We start from the raw sequence: 14,853 nt of genomic DNA on the forward strand, positions 1-14,853 counted from the left end.
AGCCCCTCACCCTAGCCCTCTCCCGGAGGGAGAGGGGACTGACCGTGGGATATTCGAGAGCTACACCGACCTGAAAGTAATGCTTGGAATCCATAATCGATGCGATTTTTCAGGTCGATGTACACCGCAAGACACCTCGGTCGGCCCCCTCTCCCTCCGGGAGGGTGAGGGGACAAGGGCTCAACGCAAAAATGCCTGCCGATACTCGCCGGGCGTCCCGCCCAAAACCTGCCTGAACCGATTGGTAAAATGGCTCGCACTGGCAAACCCGCATGCCAGCGCGATCTCGCCCAGCGGCAGCGCCGTGCCGCGCAACAATTCCCGCGCCCGGCTCAAGCGCCGCGCGAGTACATATTGATGCGGCGGTAGGCCGAAACTGATGCGGAACATGCGCGCGAAGTGGTATTCCGACAACGCACATAATCCCGCCAGTTGCCCGAGGCTGATCGGCTCGACCAACTGATTGTCGATGAACTCCACCAACTGCCGCCGCTGATGCGGCGCCAGTCCGCCCTTCAAGCGCAAGCCCTGACGCGCACCTACCTGGCTGAGCAGCGTGTGGCTGATCAGTTCATGGGCGAGGCTGCTGGTCAGCAAGCGCTCGGCCGGCTCTTGCCAGTTCAGATTCAGCAATTGCCGGAAGCGTTGCGCCTGCTGCGGATCTTCGAGAAAAGTCTGCTCGCGCAACTGCATCTCGCGCGGTTCGCGATCGAGCAAAGTCACGCAACCGAGGGCGAATTGTTCGGCGCTGAAATACAGGTGCGCCAAGCGGATGTCGCCATTGATCACCCAGCCCGATTCGTGATCGGCCGGCAGGATGCACAACTTGTCCGGCCCGCCTTTGCGGCCCGGCTGGCCACGACGGAATGTGCCGGTGCCGCCGGCGACGTAGCACGACAGCGTGTGATGACTTGGCGCTTCGTATTCCTGGGCATCGTGGTGGTTGGTCCACAAGGCCGCAGACATGCCGTCACCGAGCTCGGCGCTGTGCACAAGGCGTGCATTCGGCGAGCGGTTGAGGGCTTGAAAGACTTGCAGGGTATCGATAGCGGCCATGTTCGGTTCTCTCCAACGCCTTGCATCCTACTCCGTAGACGCCGCCCTGCCAGCCTGCCGCCAGACAAAAGCGCAAGATTCTGCAAGTTTCAAGCGTTTTGATATTGTCAATCGTGCGCTTATTACCTTTTATTATTGATTACTGTCAGGTCTGACAGGTGTGACTGTTTTTTTGAAAGGTTATGTTTGTATCTCATTAAATGAAATCAGGAGAGCGTGATGACGGAACAAACGGTGAATGAAATTATATTGCTTTGGACGGAGAATTTTCAGACGGTAGAACATGGATATTACTATTCGAAAGATCTGGATAATTTTAAAATCCAGGCGACGCCTACTCGTGATAGTTATATTGAGCCATTTGACTGCAGAGGGGCTAAAGTTGATGAAACTGTGCCAGGGTGGTTTGAGAATAATGTTTTTGAGATCTCCGCTTCAGGTGCTACTGAAGGTCTTTCTTCGGAAATGCGGCTCAGCTTGTTTCACCAGCGTATACTACGAGTGCGTTTCTATATTTCACAAAGTGCGGTGGTGCAGTTTTTCGACAGGGAACATGACCGATTTTTAGGGGAAATCGAAACCGCAGGTGGTGTAGTGGATTACACGGTGCCAGATATTACTACACAGAAAATCGGTCGTGTTTCTATTTATCACGATATCAGGTTTGGTGGGCCAGCTATCGATACTGTACAGGGTTATGGTTGGCATAGGGATACGTAGTCCGACGCACAGGGTTTGAGTGTTTATGCGGTCTGATCAAAATTCTCTACTTGTTGGGGCTGGTAGCGCCGTCATATGCGTTGGCATCCTTTTGGTTGTTCCGTCAAGCAGAGATTTTATTGAGTGATCCCCCCAGTTTAAAGCGCAAGTTTATGCAATTAATTTTACGTTAACTGCAGGAGACTGAGCTCCTACTAAGGAGTGTCTGCCATGAACCTGTCGTTGTACCTGATGACCGTGCTGATCTGGGGCACCACCTGGATTGCCTTGAAATGGCAATTGGGCGTGGTCGAAATCCCGGTGTCGATTGTCTATCGCTTCGGCCTCGCCGCGTTGGTGTTGTTTGCGTTGTTGCTGCTCAGCCGACGCCTGCAACCGATGAACCGCCGTGGGCATTTGATTTGTGTGGCTCAAGGGTTATGTCTGTTCTGCGTGAACTTCATGTGTTTTCTGACCGCCAGTCAGTGGATTCCAAGCGGTCTGGTGGCGGTGGTGTTTTCTACGGCAACGTTGTGGAACGCCTTGAATGCGCGGGTGTTCTTCGGCCAGCGCATTGCGCGCAATGTGTTGCTGGGCGGTGCGTTGGGGCTGTCGGGTCTGGGGCTGTTGTTCTGGCCGGAACTGGCCGGGCATGAGGCCAGCCCGCAAACCCTGCTCGGCCTTGGATTGGCGTTATGCGGCACATTGTGTTTTTCCGCCGGCAATATGCTCTCGAGTCTGCAACAGAAAGCGGGATTGCGACCGCTGACCACCAACGCCTGGGGCATGGCCTACGGCGCGGCGATGCTGACGGTGTGGTGTCTGATCAAGGGCATACCCTTCGACATGGATTGGTCGCCGCGTTATGTCGGGGCACTGTTGTATCTGGTGATTCCCGGCTCGGTGATCGGCTTCACCGCGTACCTGACGCTGGTCGGGCGCATGGGCCCGGAGCGGGCGGCTTACTGCACGGTGCTGTTCCCGGTGGTGGCCCTGAACGTGTCGGCGTTTGCCGAAGGTTATCAATGGACCGCACCGGCGCTGGTCGGGCTGGTGTTGGTGATGCTGGGCAACGTGCTGGTGTTTCGTAAACCGAAAGTGCTGTTGTCTGCGGGTCAAGGGAAGTTGGCTTGATAAAGCGAGCGCTGGGTTTCAGCGCTCAACTTTCAAAGTGATGTAGATCATCACCGGGAAGATGAAGTCGACAATATGCCTTGCCCAGTCCTTGGCATTCCATGATAGCGAAGTGTCCATGTCGAACCACTCGACACCTACAGTTTGTAGACAAACGTAATAAATGAAAATGGCGACCAATATGCCCATGATCGAAAACTTCTTGGCTTCATGGAATGCCGCTGGCGATGCATCGATGTAGCGATACAACTGGTAAGTACCGATCAGGCAAAGCACGGTATAGGTGACTTCCATGGTGATGATGAACCAGTAGATCCGGTGATGGATCATCGGCGAATCGATCGCGCGGTACATGATGTTTTCACTGGCGTTGGTGGTGTCCATGCTCAGGATATGTGCAACGTAAGTGTAGTTGGACTCATAGTCAGTGAAGTTATGAATCATCACCAGCAAGCCAAAGAAACTTATATAAGCCATCAAGATGACTTTGCTGTAACGAATGAGTTTGGCGGTGGTCAGGGTGTTCACGGGATTGGCTCTCCATGGCAATTAATCAATAAGTTGATAAGTTGCGAGAGCTTATATTGCTGTTGCTGGGTCCGGCGTTTTTGTTCGGTTGCAAGTTATGTAAGGTGAAGGCCGGCGCAATGTTGCGCCGGCCTTTTTTTCAGCCGCGCCAGACTTGCGGGTTGACCAGATCCTGCGGCCGTTCGCCGAGCAGGGCGCTGCGCAGGTTGGCCAGTGCGCGGTTGGCCATGGCTTCACGGGTCTCGGTGGTGGCCGAGCCGATGTGCGGCAGGGTCACGGCGTTTTTCAACTGGAACAGCGGCGATTCGGCCAGCGGTTCTTTTTCATAGACGTCCAGCCCGGCGCCACGGATGCGGTTGTTTTGCAGGGCTTCGATCAGTGCCGGTTCGTCGACCACCGGGCCGCGCGAGATGTTGACCAGAATAGCGCTCGGCTTCATCAGCGCCAGTTCACGATGGCTGATCAGGTGGCGGGTCTTGTCGCTCAACGGCACTACCAGGCAGACAAAATCGGCTTCGGCCAGCAGCTCATCGAGGCTGCGGAACTGTGCGCCGAGTTCCTGTTCCAGTTCGGTCTTGCGGCTGTTGCCGCTGTAGATGATCGGCATGTTGAAGCCGAAGCGACCACGGCGGGCGACGGCGGCGCCGATGTTGCCCATACCGACGATGCCGAGGGTCTTGCCGTGCACATCAGTGCCGAACAGCGGGGCGCCGACGCTGGCTTGCCATTGGCCGGCCTTGGTCCAGGCGTCGAGTTCGGCAACGCGGCGGGCGCTGCTCATGATCAGGGCGAAGGCGAGGTCGGCGGTGCTTTCGGTGAGCACGTCAGGGGTGTTGGTGAGCATGATCCCGCGTTCGTAGAAGTACTCGAGGTCGTAGTTGTCGTAGCCGACCGAGACGCTGGAGACCACTTCGAGTTTTGTCGCGCTTTCCAGTTGTGCGCGGCCGAGTTTGCGGCCGACGCCGATGAGGCCGTGGGCGTGGGGCAGGGCTTCGTTGAACTGGGCGTTGATGTCACCGGTCTTGGGGTTGGGGACGATGACGTCGAATTCTTCTTGCAGGCGTTCGATCATGGGCGGGGTGATGCGGCTGAAGGCCAGGACTGTTTTTTTCATTGGGGTTGGGCTCGTCGGGGCTTGATTGCAAGCACGCTAACATTTTCTCGCTCGGGTTGTCTTGGCGGCCTCTGGGCCGACCAGGTTCTTGGGGTTTTGGGTGAATATCCGTTTCTTCGGGTGTTGCGGCTGGCGGTTTCGCCCTTACGGCGACTCACTTTTTTTACAAACGCCTAAAAAAAGTAAGCAAAAAAACGCTTGCTCCTACGTTCGGCCCTCGCAGGCTCGGGTCCCTTCGCTCCGGGATCGATCCGGGCGCAGCGGCTACGGTTTGCTTCGCTGCACCTCCTTCCGCTGTGTCTGGCTGCGCCAGACGGTCGCTGCGCTCCCACGCCCGGATCAATCCCTCCACTCAGCCTTCCGACGTCGCCGGTGGATCAAAAGCAAGATCAAGAGCACTCGAGCTTGCGCTCATTGTTGAGTGGGGCGGCTTCGCCGCGGGCAGCTGCGCTGCTTTGCCTTTGCTTTTGTAGGAGCGAGCCTGCTCGCGAAAGCGTCTCCACTGCCAACCTCTCTCTGCCAGATTCACCCCGCCCCTGTGGGAGCTGGCTTGCCAGCGAAGGCGGCCTGACAGCCGACCTGTTTCTCGCTGATGTACTCGATTCAAACTGTGGGAGCGAGTCTGCTCGCGAAAGCGGTATATCTGACACCCGAATGTTGAATGTGCCGAAGCCTTCGCGGTCGGGCTCGCTCCCGGGAGGTCAGCTGCGTGACGGGGTCTGGTGGATTTCGTAATTATCCAGCACGCGGTTCACCGCCAGTTCCGCCAGCATGATCACCTGCTGGATGGCCAGTATGGTGTGCCGCTGTGGGCTGTCGACGTGGGCGGCGATGTCGCTGCTCATGATGCTCGCCGAGGCGAGGGATTCGCAGGCGTGGGCCAGCAGGCTTTCGTTGTCCTGGTCCGGGGCGACCTGGAACATGGTGCTGGGTTTGTGGCTTTGCTGCGCGGTGGTGGCCGGTTTGAGGTAGTGATCCAGTGCGCGTTCGGCGGCGTCGTGGAGTTTCGTTGAGTCGGGGGATTGGTAGGGTGAGGTGCTTTCGGATTCGGGGGGATTGGGTGTGGGTTTGAACATGGCAAAGATCCTTTTGGATTAATGGAGCTGCCATTTTTCGTTTTCCAGGCGAAAGGGGTGGCAGCTGTACGCGGACTGGAAAAACCGGCAAAGGATCAAACCCGGCAGACCCGAAGGTCTCCCACGTACAGCCGCCATAACTGAATACCGGCGCTGAAAGAGCGCGGCATTATGTCATGCGCTGTGATCCTGCGGGTTTTCCAGACCCGGTCGCTGATTCGTCAGCAACCGCCAGATCCTAGCCAGCGCACGTCCGACGGACAACCTGCAAACTCTGTCTGAAAGTACCTTGAAAACACCGCGATGTAGGAGTTGTCGTAGGCTGCGATCTTTTGATTTTTAAACAGCAAAATCAAAAGATCGCAGCCTCGTTGCACTCGTCAGCTCCTGCACGAAACCTGCGAGTGTTTAAAACTCAGTTCGCAACGCGGACGCCCGCCAGGCTCCCGGTCAATTCATAAGCAACCAGTTCCGCCTGATGCGCCGCCAATATTTCCGGCAACGATCCGCGCAAATATTCCACCCAGGTTTTGATCTTGGCATCCAGGTACTGCCGCGACGGGTAGATGGCGTAGAGGTTGAGTTCCTGCGAGCGGTAGTTCGGCATCACGCGCACCAGGGTGCCGTTGCGCAGGCCTTCGATGGCGGCGTAGACCGGCAGCACGCCGACGCCCATGCCGCTGGTGATGGCGGTTTTCATGGCGTCGGCGGAGTTGACCAGGAACGGTGAGCTGTTGATGGTGACTGTTTCCTGGCCGTCCGGGCCGTCGAAGGCCCATTTCTCCAAGGGGATCACCGGGCTGACCAGGCGCAGGCAGGCGTGGTTGAGCAGGTCGCTGGGTTTCTGTGCGGCGCCGTTGGCTTTCACGTACGCCGGCGAGGCGCAGACGATGCTGTAGGTGATGCCCAGGCGTTGCGAAACGAAGCCCGAGTCGGGCAGTTCGCTGGCGAGCACGATGGACACGTCGTAGCCCTCGTCGAGCAGGTCCGGCACGCGGTTGGCCAGGGTCAGGTCGAAGGTCACGTCGGGGTGGGTCTTGCGGTAGCGGGCGATGGCGTCGATGACGAAGTGCTGACCGATGCCGGTCATGGTGTGAACTTTCAGCTGTCCCGCCGGGCGCGCGTGGGCGTCGCTGGCTTCCGCTTCGGCTTCTTCGACGTAGGCGAGGATCTGTTCGCAGCGCAGCAGGTAGCGTTTGCCGGCCTCGGTCAGGGCGATGCGCCGGGTCGTGCGATTGAGCAGGCGTGTTTGCAGGTGGGCTTCCAGATTGGAGACCGCGCGCGAGACGTTGGCGGTGGTGGTGTCCAGTTGCACGGCGGCGGCGGTGAAGCTGCCCGCTTCGGCAACACAACTGAAGGCGCGCATGTTTTGCAAAGTGTCCATGGGGTGCTCTCAAGGGAGATGGCAAATTGTGACACGAAGTTTCAGGGGCTGAGACCCCCGACCAAGGGATTATCTCGTTAACCGTAACAAAGATTCACAGAAATCCCAGCTTATCGCCGCAGAGGCAGCTCCATAGAATTGCGCCGATCCTGTGCCGGCGCTGCCGAAGGCTGCGGTCTTTTGATTTTGTTTTAAGGGAAGCAAGATCAAAAAATCGCAGCCTGCGGCAGCTCCTGCACGGTCCTCGATCTGTCCCTCTCTCAGGAATTCGCAGCTGTGCCGCGTCGCATCAACAGAGCGCTTTTGCCGCTCAGTGTTCTGGCTTTAACCCTGGCTCTCGGCGGCTGCATCTCAACTCAAGGCATTGCCCCTCACGGCGAAACGCTTGCCGCCGATTCACTGGCCACCGATGCAGCCATTGCCGACGCAGCCAAAGACGCCCATTGGCCCACTGCGCATTGGTGGCAAGCATTTGGCGACCCGCAACTCAATCGCTGGATCGACCTCGCCATGCAAGGCAGCCCGAGCATGGCCATGGCCGCCGCGCGGGTGCGTCAGGCCAAGGCCATGGCCGGTGTAGCCGAGGCTGCCGAATCGTTGCAAGTAAGCGGCGAATCGACGCTCAAGCGCCACAACTGGCCGACCGATCCGTTCTACGGCCCCGGCGATCTGGCCAACACCACCACGTGGGACAACAACGCCGCGCTCGGCTTCAGCTACGCCCTCGACCTCTGGGGCCGCGAGCGCAATGCCAGTGAACGGGCGGTGGATCTGGCCCATGTGAGTGTGGCCGAGGCGCGCCTGGCGCAGCTGGAACTGCAGAGCAACATCGTCCGCGCCTACATCGAACTGTCGCTGCATTACGCCCAACGCGACATCGTCGCCGCGACGCTCCAGCAGCAACAGCAGATTCTCAATCTGGCGCAGAAGCGCCTGAGCGGTGGCATCGGCACGCATTTCGAAGTCAGCCAGGCCGAAACGCCGTTGCCGGAAACCCATCGCCAACTCGATGCGCTGGACGAGGAAATTGCCCTGAGCCGCAACCAGATTGCTGCGCTGGCCGGTAAAGGCCCGGGCGCCGCTGCGCAACTGCAACGGCCGACGCTGTCCCTCGCGGCGCCGTTGAAGTTGCCCTCGGCATTGCCCGCCGAACTGCTCGGCCAGCGTCCGGACGTGGTCGCCAGTCGCTGGCAAGTGGCGGCGCAGGCGCGTGGCATCGATGTCGCCCATGGCGGCTTTTACCCCAATGTCGATCTGGTCGGCACCCTCGGCTACATGGCCACTGGCGGCGGTGCGCTGGAGTTTCTGACCGGCAAGAAACTCAACTACAACGTCGGCCCGGCGATCTCGTTGCCGATCTTCGACGGCGGGCGCTTGCGTGGCGAGCTGGGTGAAGCGGCGGCCGGATATGACATTGCTGTGGCGCACTACAACCAGACCCTGATCAACGCGCTGAAGAACATTTCCGATCAGTTGATCCGCCGCGAGTCGATGGACAAGCAGCAGGACTTCGCCGCCGAATCCGTGGCCGCAGCGCAGAAGACTTACGACATCGCGATGATCGCCTATCAACGTGGCCTCACCGATTACCTCAATGTGCTGAATGCGCAGACCTTGCTGTTCAAACAGCAGCAAGTGCAGCAGCAGGTCCAGGCGGCGCGGTTGAGTGCGCATGCCGAGCTGGTGACTGCCTTGGGGGGCGGCCTCGGTGCCGGTGATGACGTGCCGACAGCCGAGCAGACCCAAGCCCCGAAGACCCCGGTTCTCTTACGTTGAACACAGCATCCATTGTGGGAGCGAGCCTGCTCGCGAAGAGGGCGTATCAGTTAATGAACATGTTGCCTGACACGCCGCTTTCGCGAGCAGGCTCGCTCCCACAGGTTTCGAGTCCGCATTGCATGCCGGAGTATTTTCAATGACCTCATTGCCCGCACCCCTGCGCTGGCTCCACTCCCTGGAATGGCGTCGCGGTTTTTTCGACTGGGCACGCAGCGATGGCGTGACCTGGGTGTATATCTTCAAGGTGTTGCTCGCCGCGTTTCTCACCTTGTGGCTGGCGATGCGTCTGGAATTGCCGCAACCGCGCACGGCGATGATCACCGTGTTTATCGTCATGCAGCCGCAGAGCGGCCAGGTTTTCGCCAAGAGTTTCTATCGCTTCCTCGGCACGCTGGCCGGGTCGGCGATGATGGTCACGCTGATCGCTTTGTTTGCGCAGAACACGGAGCTGTTTCTCGGCTCGCTGGCGATCTGGGTCGGCATCTGCTCGGCCGGTGCCGCACGTTGCCGTAACTTTCGCGCCTACGGTTTTGTCCTCGCCGGTTACACCGCAGCGATGGTCGGTCTGCCGGCGTTGGCGCATCCCGACGGCGCCTTCATGGCCGCGGTGTGGCGGGTGCTGGAGATCTCGCTGGGGATTCTCTGCTCAACCCTGATCAGCGCTGGGATCCTGCCGCAGACCGCCAGCGCGGCGATGCGCAACGCTTTGTATCAGCGCTTCGGTGTGTTCGCGCTCTTCGTCACCGATGGCTTGCGCGGGCGCAGCAAAGCCGAGGCGTTCGAAGCCAGCAACGTGCGCTTCATTGCCGAAGCCGTCGGCCTGGAAGGCTTGCGCAGCGTGACCGTGTTCGAGGACCCGCACATGCGCCGGCGCAACGGTCGTCTGAGCCGATTGAACAGCGAGTTCATGGGCATCACCACGCGCTTTAACGCCTTGCATCAATTGCTTGAACGCCTGCGCGGCAATGGCGAAGAGCATGTCGTGGCGGCGATCAAACCGGGCTTGCAGGACCTTGCCGAAGTGCTCGACGGCTTCAGCGGTCGCGCCCTGACCAGCCCCGATGCTGCCCGTTTGGCGACCGCGTTGGCCACCTACAAGGAAGGTCTGCCGGCACGTGTCCGAACCCTGCGCGGGATCTTTCAGGACACTGCTCCGAGCGAAGCCGAACAACTGGATTTCCACACCGCCTACGAATTGCTCTACCGCTTCGTCGATGACCTGCACAGCTATGCGCAGACCCACGCGTCCCTGGCTGAGCACCGCCACGAACGCGAGCGCTGGGACGAGCCCTTCACCCCGCAAACCAACTGGTGGGCCGCAGCCGCGTCGGGAATTCGTGCCTCATTCATCCTGATTGTGCTGGGCAGTTACTGGGTGGCCACCGCGTGGCCGAGCGGGGCGACCATGACCCTGATCGCTGCCGCCACCGTCGGCCTTTCCGCCGCCACACCGAACCCCAAACGCATGGCCTTTCAAATGGCCTGCGGGACTTTTCTCGGCGCACTGATCGGCTTCGTCGAGATGTTTTTCATCTTCCCGTTGATCGACGGTTTCCCCTTGCTCTGCGTGATGCTCGCGCCGGTGATCGTGCTCGGTTCGTTCCTCGCCTCACGACCGCAATACGCCGGTGTCGGCCTCGGGTTGTTGATCTTTTTCAGCACCGGTTCAGTGCCGGACAACCTGACGATTTACAACCCCTACACCTTCATCAACGACTACATCGCCATGGTCATGGGCATGCTCGTCTGTGCCGCAGCGGGAGCGATTATTCTGCCGCCGAACAGTCGCTGGCTGTGGCAGCGCCTGGAGCAGGATCTGCGCGGGCAAGTGGTCTATGCGATCAGCGGCAAACTCAAGGGCCTGGCCTCGCGTTTCGAGAGCCGCACCCGCGATCTGCTGCATCAGGCCTATGGCCTCGCGGCAGGACAACCGAAGGTGCAGAAGAGTCTGCTGCGCTGGATGTTCGTGGTGCTCGAAGTCGGCCACGCGATCATCGAGTTGCGCAAGGAACAGGCGATCCTGCCGGTGCACCCGGCGTATGCCGAATCGCAGCCGTGGCGCCAGGCAATCCGCGTGATGGGGCGCGCGTTGGTGCGCCTGTTTTTGCAGCCGAACGCGAGCAATCTCGAGCGCGCACTGGTGGCGGTCGATCACGCGATCAGCCGCGTCGCCGCCACCGACGAGCCGTTCGCGCCGCACTTCGATACCTCGGCGTTGCGCCGGGTGAAAAGCTACCTGCACTTCATCCGCACCTCGCTGCTCGACCCGCAATCACCTCTCGCCGAATTCGCTACTGCCAGGCCCGAAGGACTCGCCCATGCCTCGTGAAATCGCCTTCCACGGCGTGTACATGCCGACCATGACCCTGATGTTTTTCATTGCTGCGGGACTGGCCTGGGCAGTTGACCGCTTCCTCTCGGGGTTCGACCTGTACCGTTTTTTCTGGCACCCGGCGCTGCTGCGTCTGAGCCTTTTTACCTGTCTGTTCGGCGCCATGGCGCTGACTGTCTACCGTTGAGAACATCTTGATGAAAAAGTTTTTCAGCCTGCTCGCGACCCTGCTGGTGTTGGCCCTGGCGCTGTGGATTGGCCGCACGTTGTGGGAGCACTACATGAACACGCCGTGGACCCGCGATGGTCGCGTGCGTGCCGACATCATCAACGTCGCTGCCGACGTCACCGGCGAAGTGATCGAAGTGCCGGTGCGCGACAACCAGTTGGTGAAGAAGGGCGATCTGCTGATGCGCATCGACCCCGAGCACTACCGCATCGCGGTCAAGCAGGCGCAGTCACTGGTGGCTTCGCGCAAGTCGACCTGGGAAATGCGCAAGGTCAACGCGCACCGCCGCGCCGATCTCGACAACCTGGTGATCTCCAAGGAAAACCGCGACGACGCCAGCAACATCGCCGACGCCGCGCTGGCCGATTACCAACACGCCCAGGCGCAGCTTGAAGCCGCCGAACTCAACCTCAAACGCACCGAAGTACGCGCCGCGGTCGACGGTTACGTGACCAACCTCAATGTGCATCGTGGCGACTACGCACGAATCGGCGAGGCGAAAATGGCCGTTGTCGACATGAATTCTTTCTGGGTCTACGGCTTCTTCGAAGAAACCAAACTGCCGCACGTCAAAGTGGGTGACAAAGCCGACATGCAATTGATGAGCGGCGAAGTGCTCAAGGGACATGTCGAAAGCATTTCTCGCGGGATCTACGATCGCGACAACCCTGAAAGCCGCGAGCTCATCGCGGATGTGAACCCGACGTTCAACTGGGTACGCCTGGCGCAGCGCGTGCCGGTGCGGATTCATATTGATGAGGTGCCGGAGGGCGTGTTGCTGGCGGCGGGAATTACTTGCACGGTCGTCGTAAAGCAGGACGACATCAAATAGCGAGTATCAACAAGGGTAGTGTGGCGAGGGGCGCTTGCTCCCGCTTGAGTGCGCAGCGCTCACCTTTTGCGGGCCGCCGCGCCGCCCGGCGGAACAAGCTCCCTCGCCACAGCTGGGTATGTATCAGTAGAACTTGCTGACCACCCGTAATCCGGATTCGATGGTTTCGTCGACCGACAGCTCTTGATCTTCCATCAGCGAGACGATTCGGTTGTCATTCGCGATGTTCGCGTCAGGTAATTTCAGCTGAGCGGCGCGATTGATCACGATGTAGCTCATTACGTCGCCACGGCTTTTGGTGAACGGCTGTTTGATAGCCGTCAGCATGGTTTGCTTCACATAGTCGTAACGCTCGACTGACGACATTCCTTTGAAGGTATCCGGATAGTTCTGATAGATATCGGCGGAGTATCGTCCGACGTCTTCTTCACGCGCTTCTTCGATCAATGCTTTCTTGCTGGTGACCTGGGTCAGGAGCTCGCTGTAGAGCTTGTCGCCTTCTGCGATCTGAGCGGCGTTCATCTTGGCCTTCAGGTCATCGCCAGCCGCGGTGTCTTCGGCATTGGCCATGATTCTGGTCCAGGCGTAGGCGGCGCTCAGATTGCCCTGCTCCTCATATTGCTCGATCAATATCTGCTGGGATTCGGCATATCCGTGCAGCGAGGAGCGCTCGAGCCAACGAGTGGCGAGCGCCACATCTTTCTTGGCCCCGACTGTGCCGAATTTGTAGCTCTCGTACATACCGTACTCAGCGCACCAGTCGTTCTGCATCGCCGCATAAGCCATGTAGTTGAAGGCTTCAGTGTTACGTTGGTCGGCGCTGAGGGTGCTGTCGTAACGGGTAGTCATCGACAGGTAGCAGAACGCGCGAGTGTGCTTTGGGGCGGCCATGACCATGCAGGTTTTGGCATCCTTGTACTCGCCGTTTTCGTATAGCTGGTAGCCCACGCCGTACAGAATGTCGCTGTCCATCTGCGCATTGCAGTGCTCGTTGGCGGCAACGACCGGTAGCACGTTTTGCAGGGTCAGTTTGGGCAGTGTGTCATTGAGGGAAGGTTCTTTGGTCGCGCAGCCAGCCAGCAAGGTGAGCAGTGCCAGTGGCAATACGTGGAGGAGTTTCAAAAGCTGTTTCCTGATCTGAGTTGAAGCGTGTATGCAGGGCTCGCGTCAGGCAGGTCAACAAAGCAGCGACTGTTCCGGGCGGGAACAGTCGCGAGAGGAGAGGATCAGCAATTCCCTTGCTTCGATGTTTGCCCGAGCGACTCCTTGCGCTATTGGGGTTACTTCAAGCATTGGAGGCTTCAAGTGACGCGCATTCTACGTGTACTGATCCGCTTGGCAATTTGATCGGTTGTAATCAAAGATTTCCACGCAACCCGAACCGCTTCATCAACGTCGATTCCAGCAATCCCTTCGGCAGCAACGCCGCCAACAACGGCAACGCGCGGCTGCCATTGCCGATGCGCACCAACCGTGGCGGTTGGCTCTGCTGCACAGCCTTGAGCAACTCGGCGGCAAACTCATTGGCAGGCGTCGGCTTGTCCTGCGATGCCTTGGCCCGTGCGCGAATGCCTTCACGCAATGGAAACCACGGCGATTGCTCGTTGATCAACTGCTCGGCTTCATGTCCGGCATTCTTCGCAAAGCTCGATTCAATTGCGCCTGGCTGAACTTCCATTACGCGGATACCGAACGGCGCCAGTTCCATGCGCAGCGCATCACTCAGCGCATGCACCGCCGCTTTGGACGCGCAGTAGGCGCCGGCAAACGGCGTGACCAAAACACCCGACACACTGCCGATATTCACCACCAGCCCCTTGGCCGGACGCAGCAGCGGAAACAACGCGCGGGTGACGCCGACAATCGAAAATACATTGGTTTCGAACTGGCGCTGCATCGCCTGCACGCCGCCATCGAGCAGCGGCCCCATCGCGCCGTAACCGGCGTTGTTGATCAACACATCGAGGCCGCCGTGTTGCTGGTTCAGGCGCTCGGCGAGTTGCTCCAGCGCGGCGCCATCGTTGACGTCCAGCTCGATAGCGGTGAAACCGGCAGCGCCCAGCGCGCTGACATCTTCAGCCTTGCGCGCACTGGCCCAGACTTCGTAGCCGGCCGCTTTGAACGCGTCGGCCAAGGCGCGGCCGATGCCGCTGGAACAACCGGTAATCAACGCAACGGGCATGGCGCATTCCTTGTGCAAAAAAGTCGGGGGAGGGGATCAGTCAGAGAAACTACCCTGCAAATGCTCGGCGCGAAACTCCAGGGTTTGCGGGCGATAGCCGGGACGCAGCGGCGGCAAGGGCAAACAATCTTCCCAGGTCGCGCCGGCCTGCAATTCGCCGGGGCCGCGATAGCGCGGGGCGGTGTATTGATTATCGGCCAGGTTGACCGTATCGCCCGGCGCATAAGCGGCGATGCGCCAACGCAGTTCGGTCAGCGGCACGTCGTTGCCATTGTTCATTTTCAATTGCAGCGGACGGTCGGCCGGGCATTGTTCGGGAGCGTAGGCAATGCGCAGTTCCAGACGCGCCAGTTGCTTGATCTCGCGGTTGTCCAGCCACACCACCCACATGGCCACGAAGCCGAGGCCGATGGCAGCGGCCACCGACACCGGCAAGGCCTTGGCCGGGTAGCGCAGCAGCAGGATCAGCCAGGTGATGACCAGCAGGATGCCGATGAACATGCTTGAA

General features: G+C 59.4%; 14 protein-coding genes. 6 read left to right on the forward strand and 8 right to left on the reverse strand.

Features of this window, described 5'->3' with window-relative positions; translation table 11 throughout:
• Positions 1 to 180 precede the first annotated feature (180 nt).
• Positions 181 to 1,056: a helix-turn-helix domain-containing protein gene (locus tag HU724_RS05540; RefSeq protein ID WP_186568144.1), complete on the reverse strand. Its 876-nt coding sequence runs from the start codon at positions 1,054 to 1,056 to the stop codon at positions 181 to 183.
• A gap of 219 nt (positions 1,057 to 1,275) precedes the next feature.
• Between HU724_RS05540 and HU724_RS05545 the strand changes: the two genes are divergently transcribed.
• Complete coding sequence (locus tag HU724_RS05545) at positions 1,276 to 1,776, forward strand: hypothetical protein (RefSeq protein WP_186568146.1); 501 nt, start codon at positions 1,276 to 1,278, stop codon at positions 1,774 to 1,776.
• A 210-nt stretch (positions 1,777 to 1,986) separates the two neighbouring features.
• The gene (locus tag HU724_RS05550; protein WP_186568148.1) at positions 1,987 to 2,889 is read left to right on the forward strand and encodes a DMT family transporter; all 903 of its coding nucleotides are present in this window, start codon (positions 1,987 to 1,989) and stop codon (positions 2,887 to 2,889) included.
• An 18-nt stretch (positions 2,890 to 2,907) separates the two neighbouring features.
• Here the strand turns inward: HU724_RS05550 and HU724_RS05555 are convergent, their stop codons facing one another.
• The 4 genes from HU724_RS05555 to HU724_RS05570 form a co-directional block, all read right to left on the reverse strand.
• Positions 2,908 to 3,417: a DUF2165 domain-containing protein gene (locus tag HU724_RS05555; protein ID WP_186568150.1), complete on the reverse strand. Its 510-nt coding sequence runs from the start codon at positions 3,415 to 3,417 to the stop codon at positions 2,908 to 2,910.
• A 139-nt stretch (positions 3,418 to 3,556) separates the two neighbouring features.
• Positions 3,557 to 4,531, reverse strand: a complete 975-nt coding sequence (locus HU724_RS05560) for a 2-hydroxyacid dehydrogenase (protein WP_186568152.1) — start codon at positions 4,529 to 4,531, stop codon at positions 3,557 to 3,559.
• 701 nt (positions 4,532 to 5,232) lie between these two features.
• Positions 5,233 to 5,607, reverse strand: a complete 375-nt coding sequence (locus tag HU724_RS05565; protein WP_186568154.1) for a DUF6124 family protein — start codon at positions 5,605 to 5,607, stop codon at positions 5,233 to 5,235.
• A 415-nt stretch (positions 5,608 to 6,022) separates the two neighbouring features.
• Positions 6,023 to 6,991: a LysR family transcriptional regulator gene (locus tag HU724_RS05570; RefSeq protein ID WP_137215459.1), complete on the reverse strand. Its 969-nt coding sequence runs from the start codon at positions 6,989 to 6,991 to the stop codon at positions 6,023 to 6,025.
• Positions 6,992 to 7,267: 276 nt separating this feature from the next.
• On the opposite strand from HU724_RS05570, the gene HU724_RS05575 reads away from it, so the two are divergent.
• The 4 genes from HU724_RS05575 to HU724_RS05590 all read left to right on the forward strand — a co-directional run bounded on the left by HU724_RS05575 (position 7,268) and on the right by HU724_RS05590 (position 12,163).
• Complete coding sequence (locus HU724_RS05575; protein WP_186568156.1) at positions 7,268 to 8,767, forward strand: efflux transporter outer membrane subunit; 1,500 nt, start codon at positions 7,268 to 7,270, stop codon at positions 8,765 to 8,767.
• Between the two features lie 139 nt (positions 8,768 to 8,906).
• Positions 8,907 to 11,099: an FUSC family protein gene (locus HU724_RS05580; RefSeq protein WP_186568158.1), complete on the forward strand. Its 2,193-nt coding sequence runs from the start codon at positions 8,907 to 8,909 to the stop codon at positions 11,097 to 11,099.
• Entirely contained in the window at positions 11,089 to 11,289 is a 201-nt protein-coding gene (locus tag HU724_RS05585) for a DUF1656 domain-containing protein (RefSeq protein WP_016771611.1), read from the forward strand. Before HU724_RS05580 ends, HU724_RS05585 begins: the two co-directional genes overlap by 11 nt.
• Before the next feature lie 10 nt (positions 11,290 to 11,299).
• Positions 11,300 to 12,163 carry an efflux RND transporter periplasmic adaptor subunit gene (locus HU724_RS05590; RefSeq protein WP_186568160.1) on the forward strand — a complete coding sequence of 288 codons (864 nt, stop codon included), beginning with the start codon at positions 11,300 to 11,302 and terminating at the stop codon, positions 12,161 to 12,163.
• Positions 12,164 to 12,286: 123 nt separating this feature from the next.
• Here HU724_RS05590 and HU724_RS05595 read toward each other — a convergent pair whose 3' ends face one another.
• From HU724_RS05595 to HU724_RS05605, 3 genes are all read right to left on the reverse strand, one after another.
• Positions 12,287 to 13,285: an SEL1-like repeat protein gene (locus tag HU724_RS05595; RefSeq protein ID WP_186568161.1), complete on the reverse strand. Its 999-nt coding sequence runs from the start codon at positions 13,283 to 13,285 to the stop codon at positions 12,287 to 12,289.
• A gap of 235 nt (positions 13,286 to 13,520) precedes the next feature.
• A complete protein-coding gene (locus HU724_RS05600) occupies positions 13,521 to 14,345 on the reverse strand; it encodes an SDR family oxidoreductase (protein ID WP_133334821.1) in 825 nt (274 codons plus the stop codon).
• A gap of 36 nt (positions 14,346 to 14,381) precedes the next feature.
• Positions 14,382 to 14,846, reverse strand: a complete 465-nt coding sequence (locus tag HU724_RS05605) for a multidrug transporter (protein WP_133334823.1) — start codon at positions 14,844 to 14,846, stop codon at positions 14,382 to 14,384.
• Positions 14,847 to 14,853 lie beyond the last annotated feature (7 nt).

It is taken from the genome of Pseudomonas iranensis (assembly GCF_014268585.2).
Lineage (GTDB): Bacteria > Pseudomonadota > Gammaproteobacteria > Pseudomonadales > Pseudomonadaceae > Aquipseudomonas > Aquipseudomonas iranensis.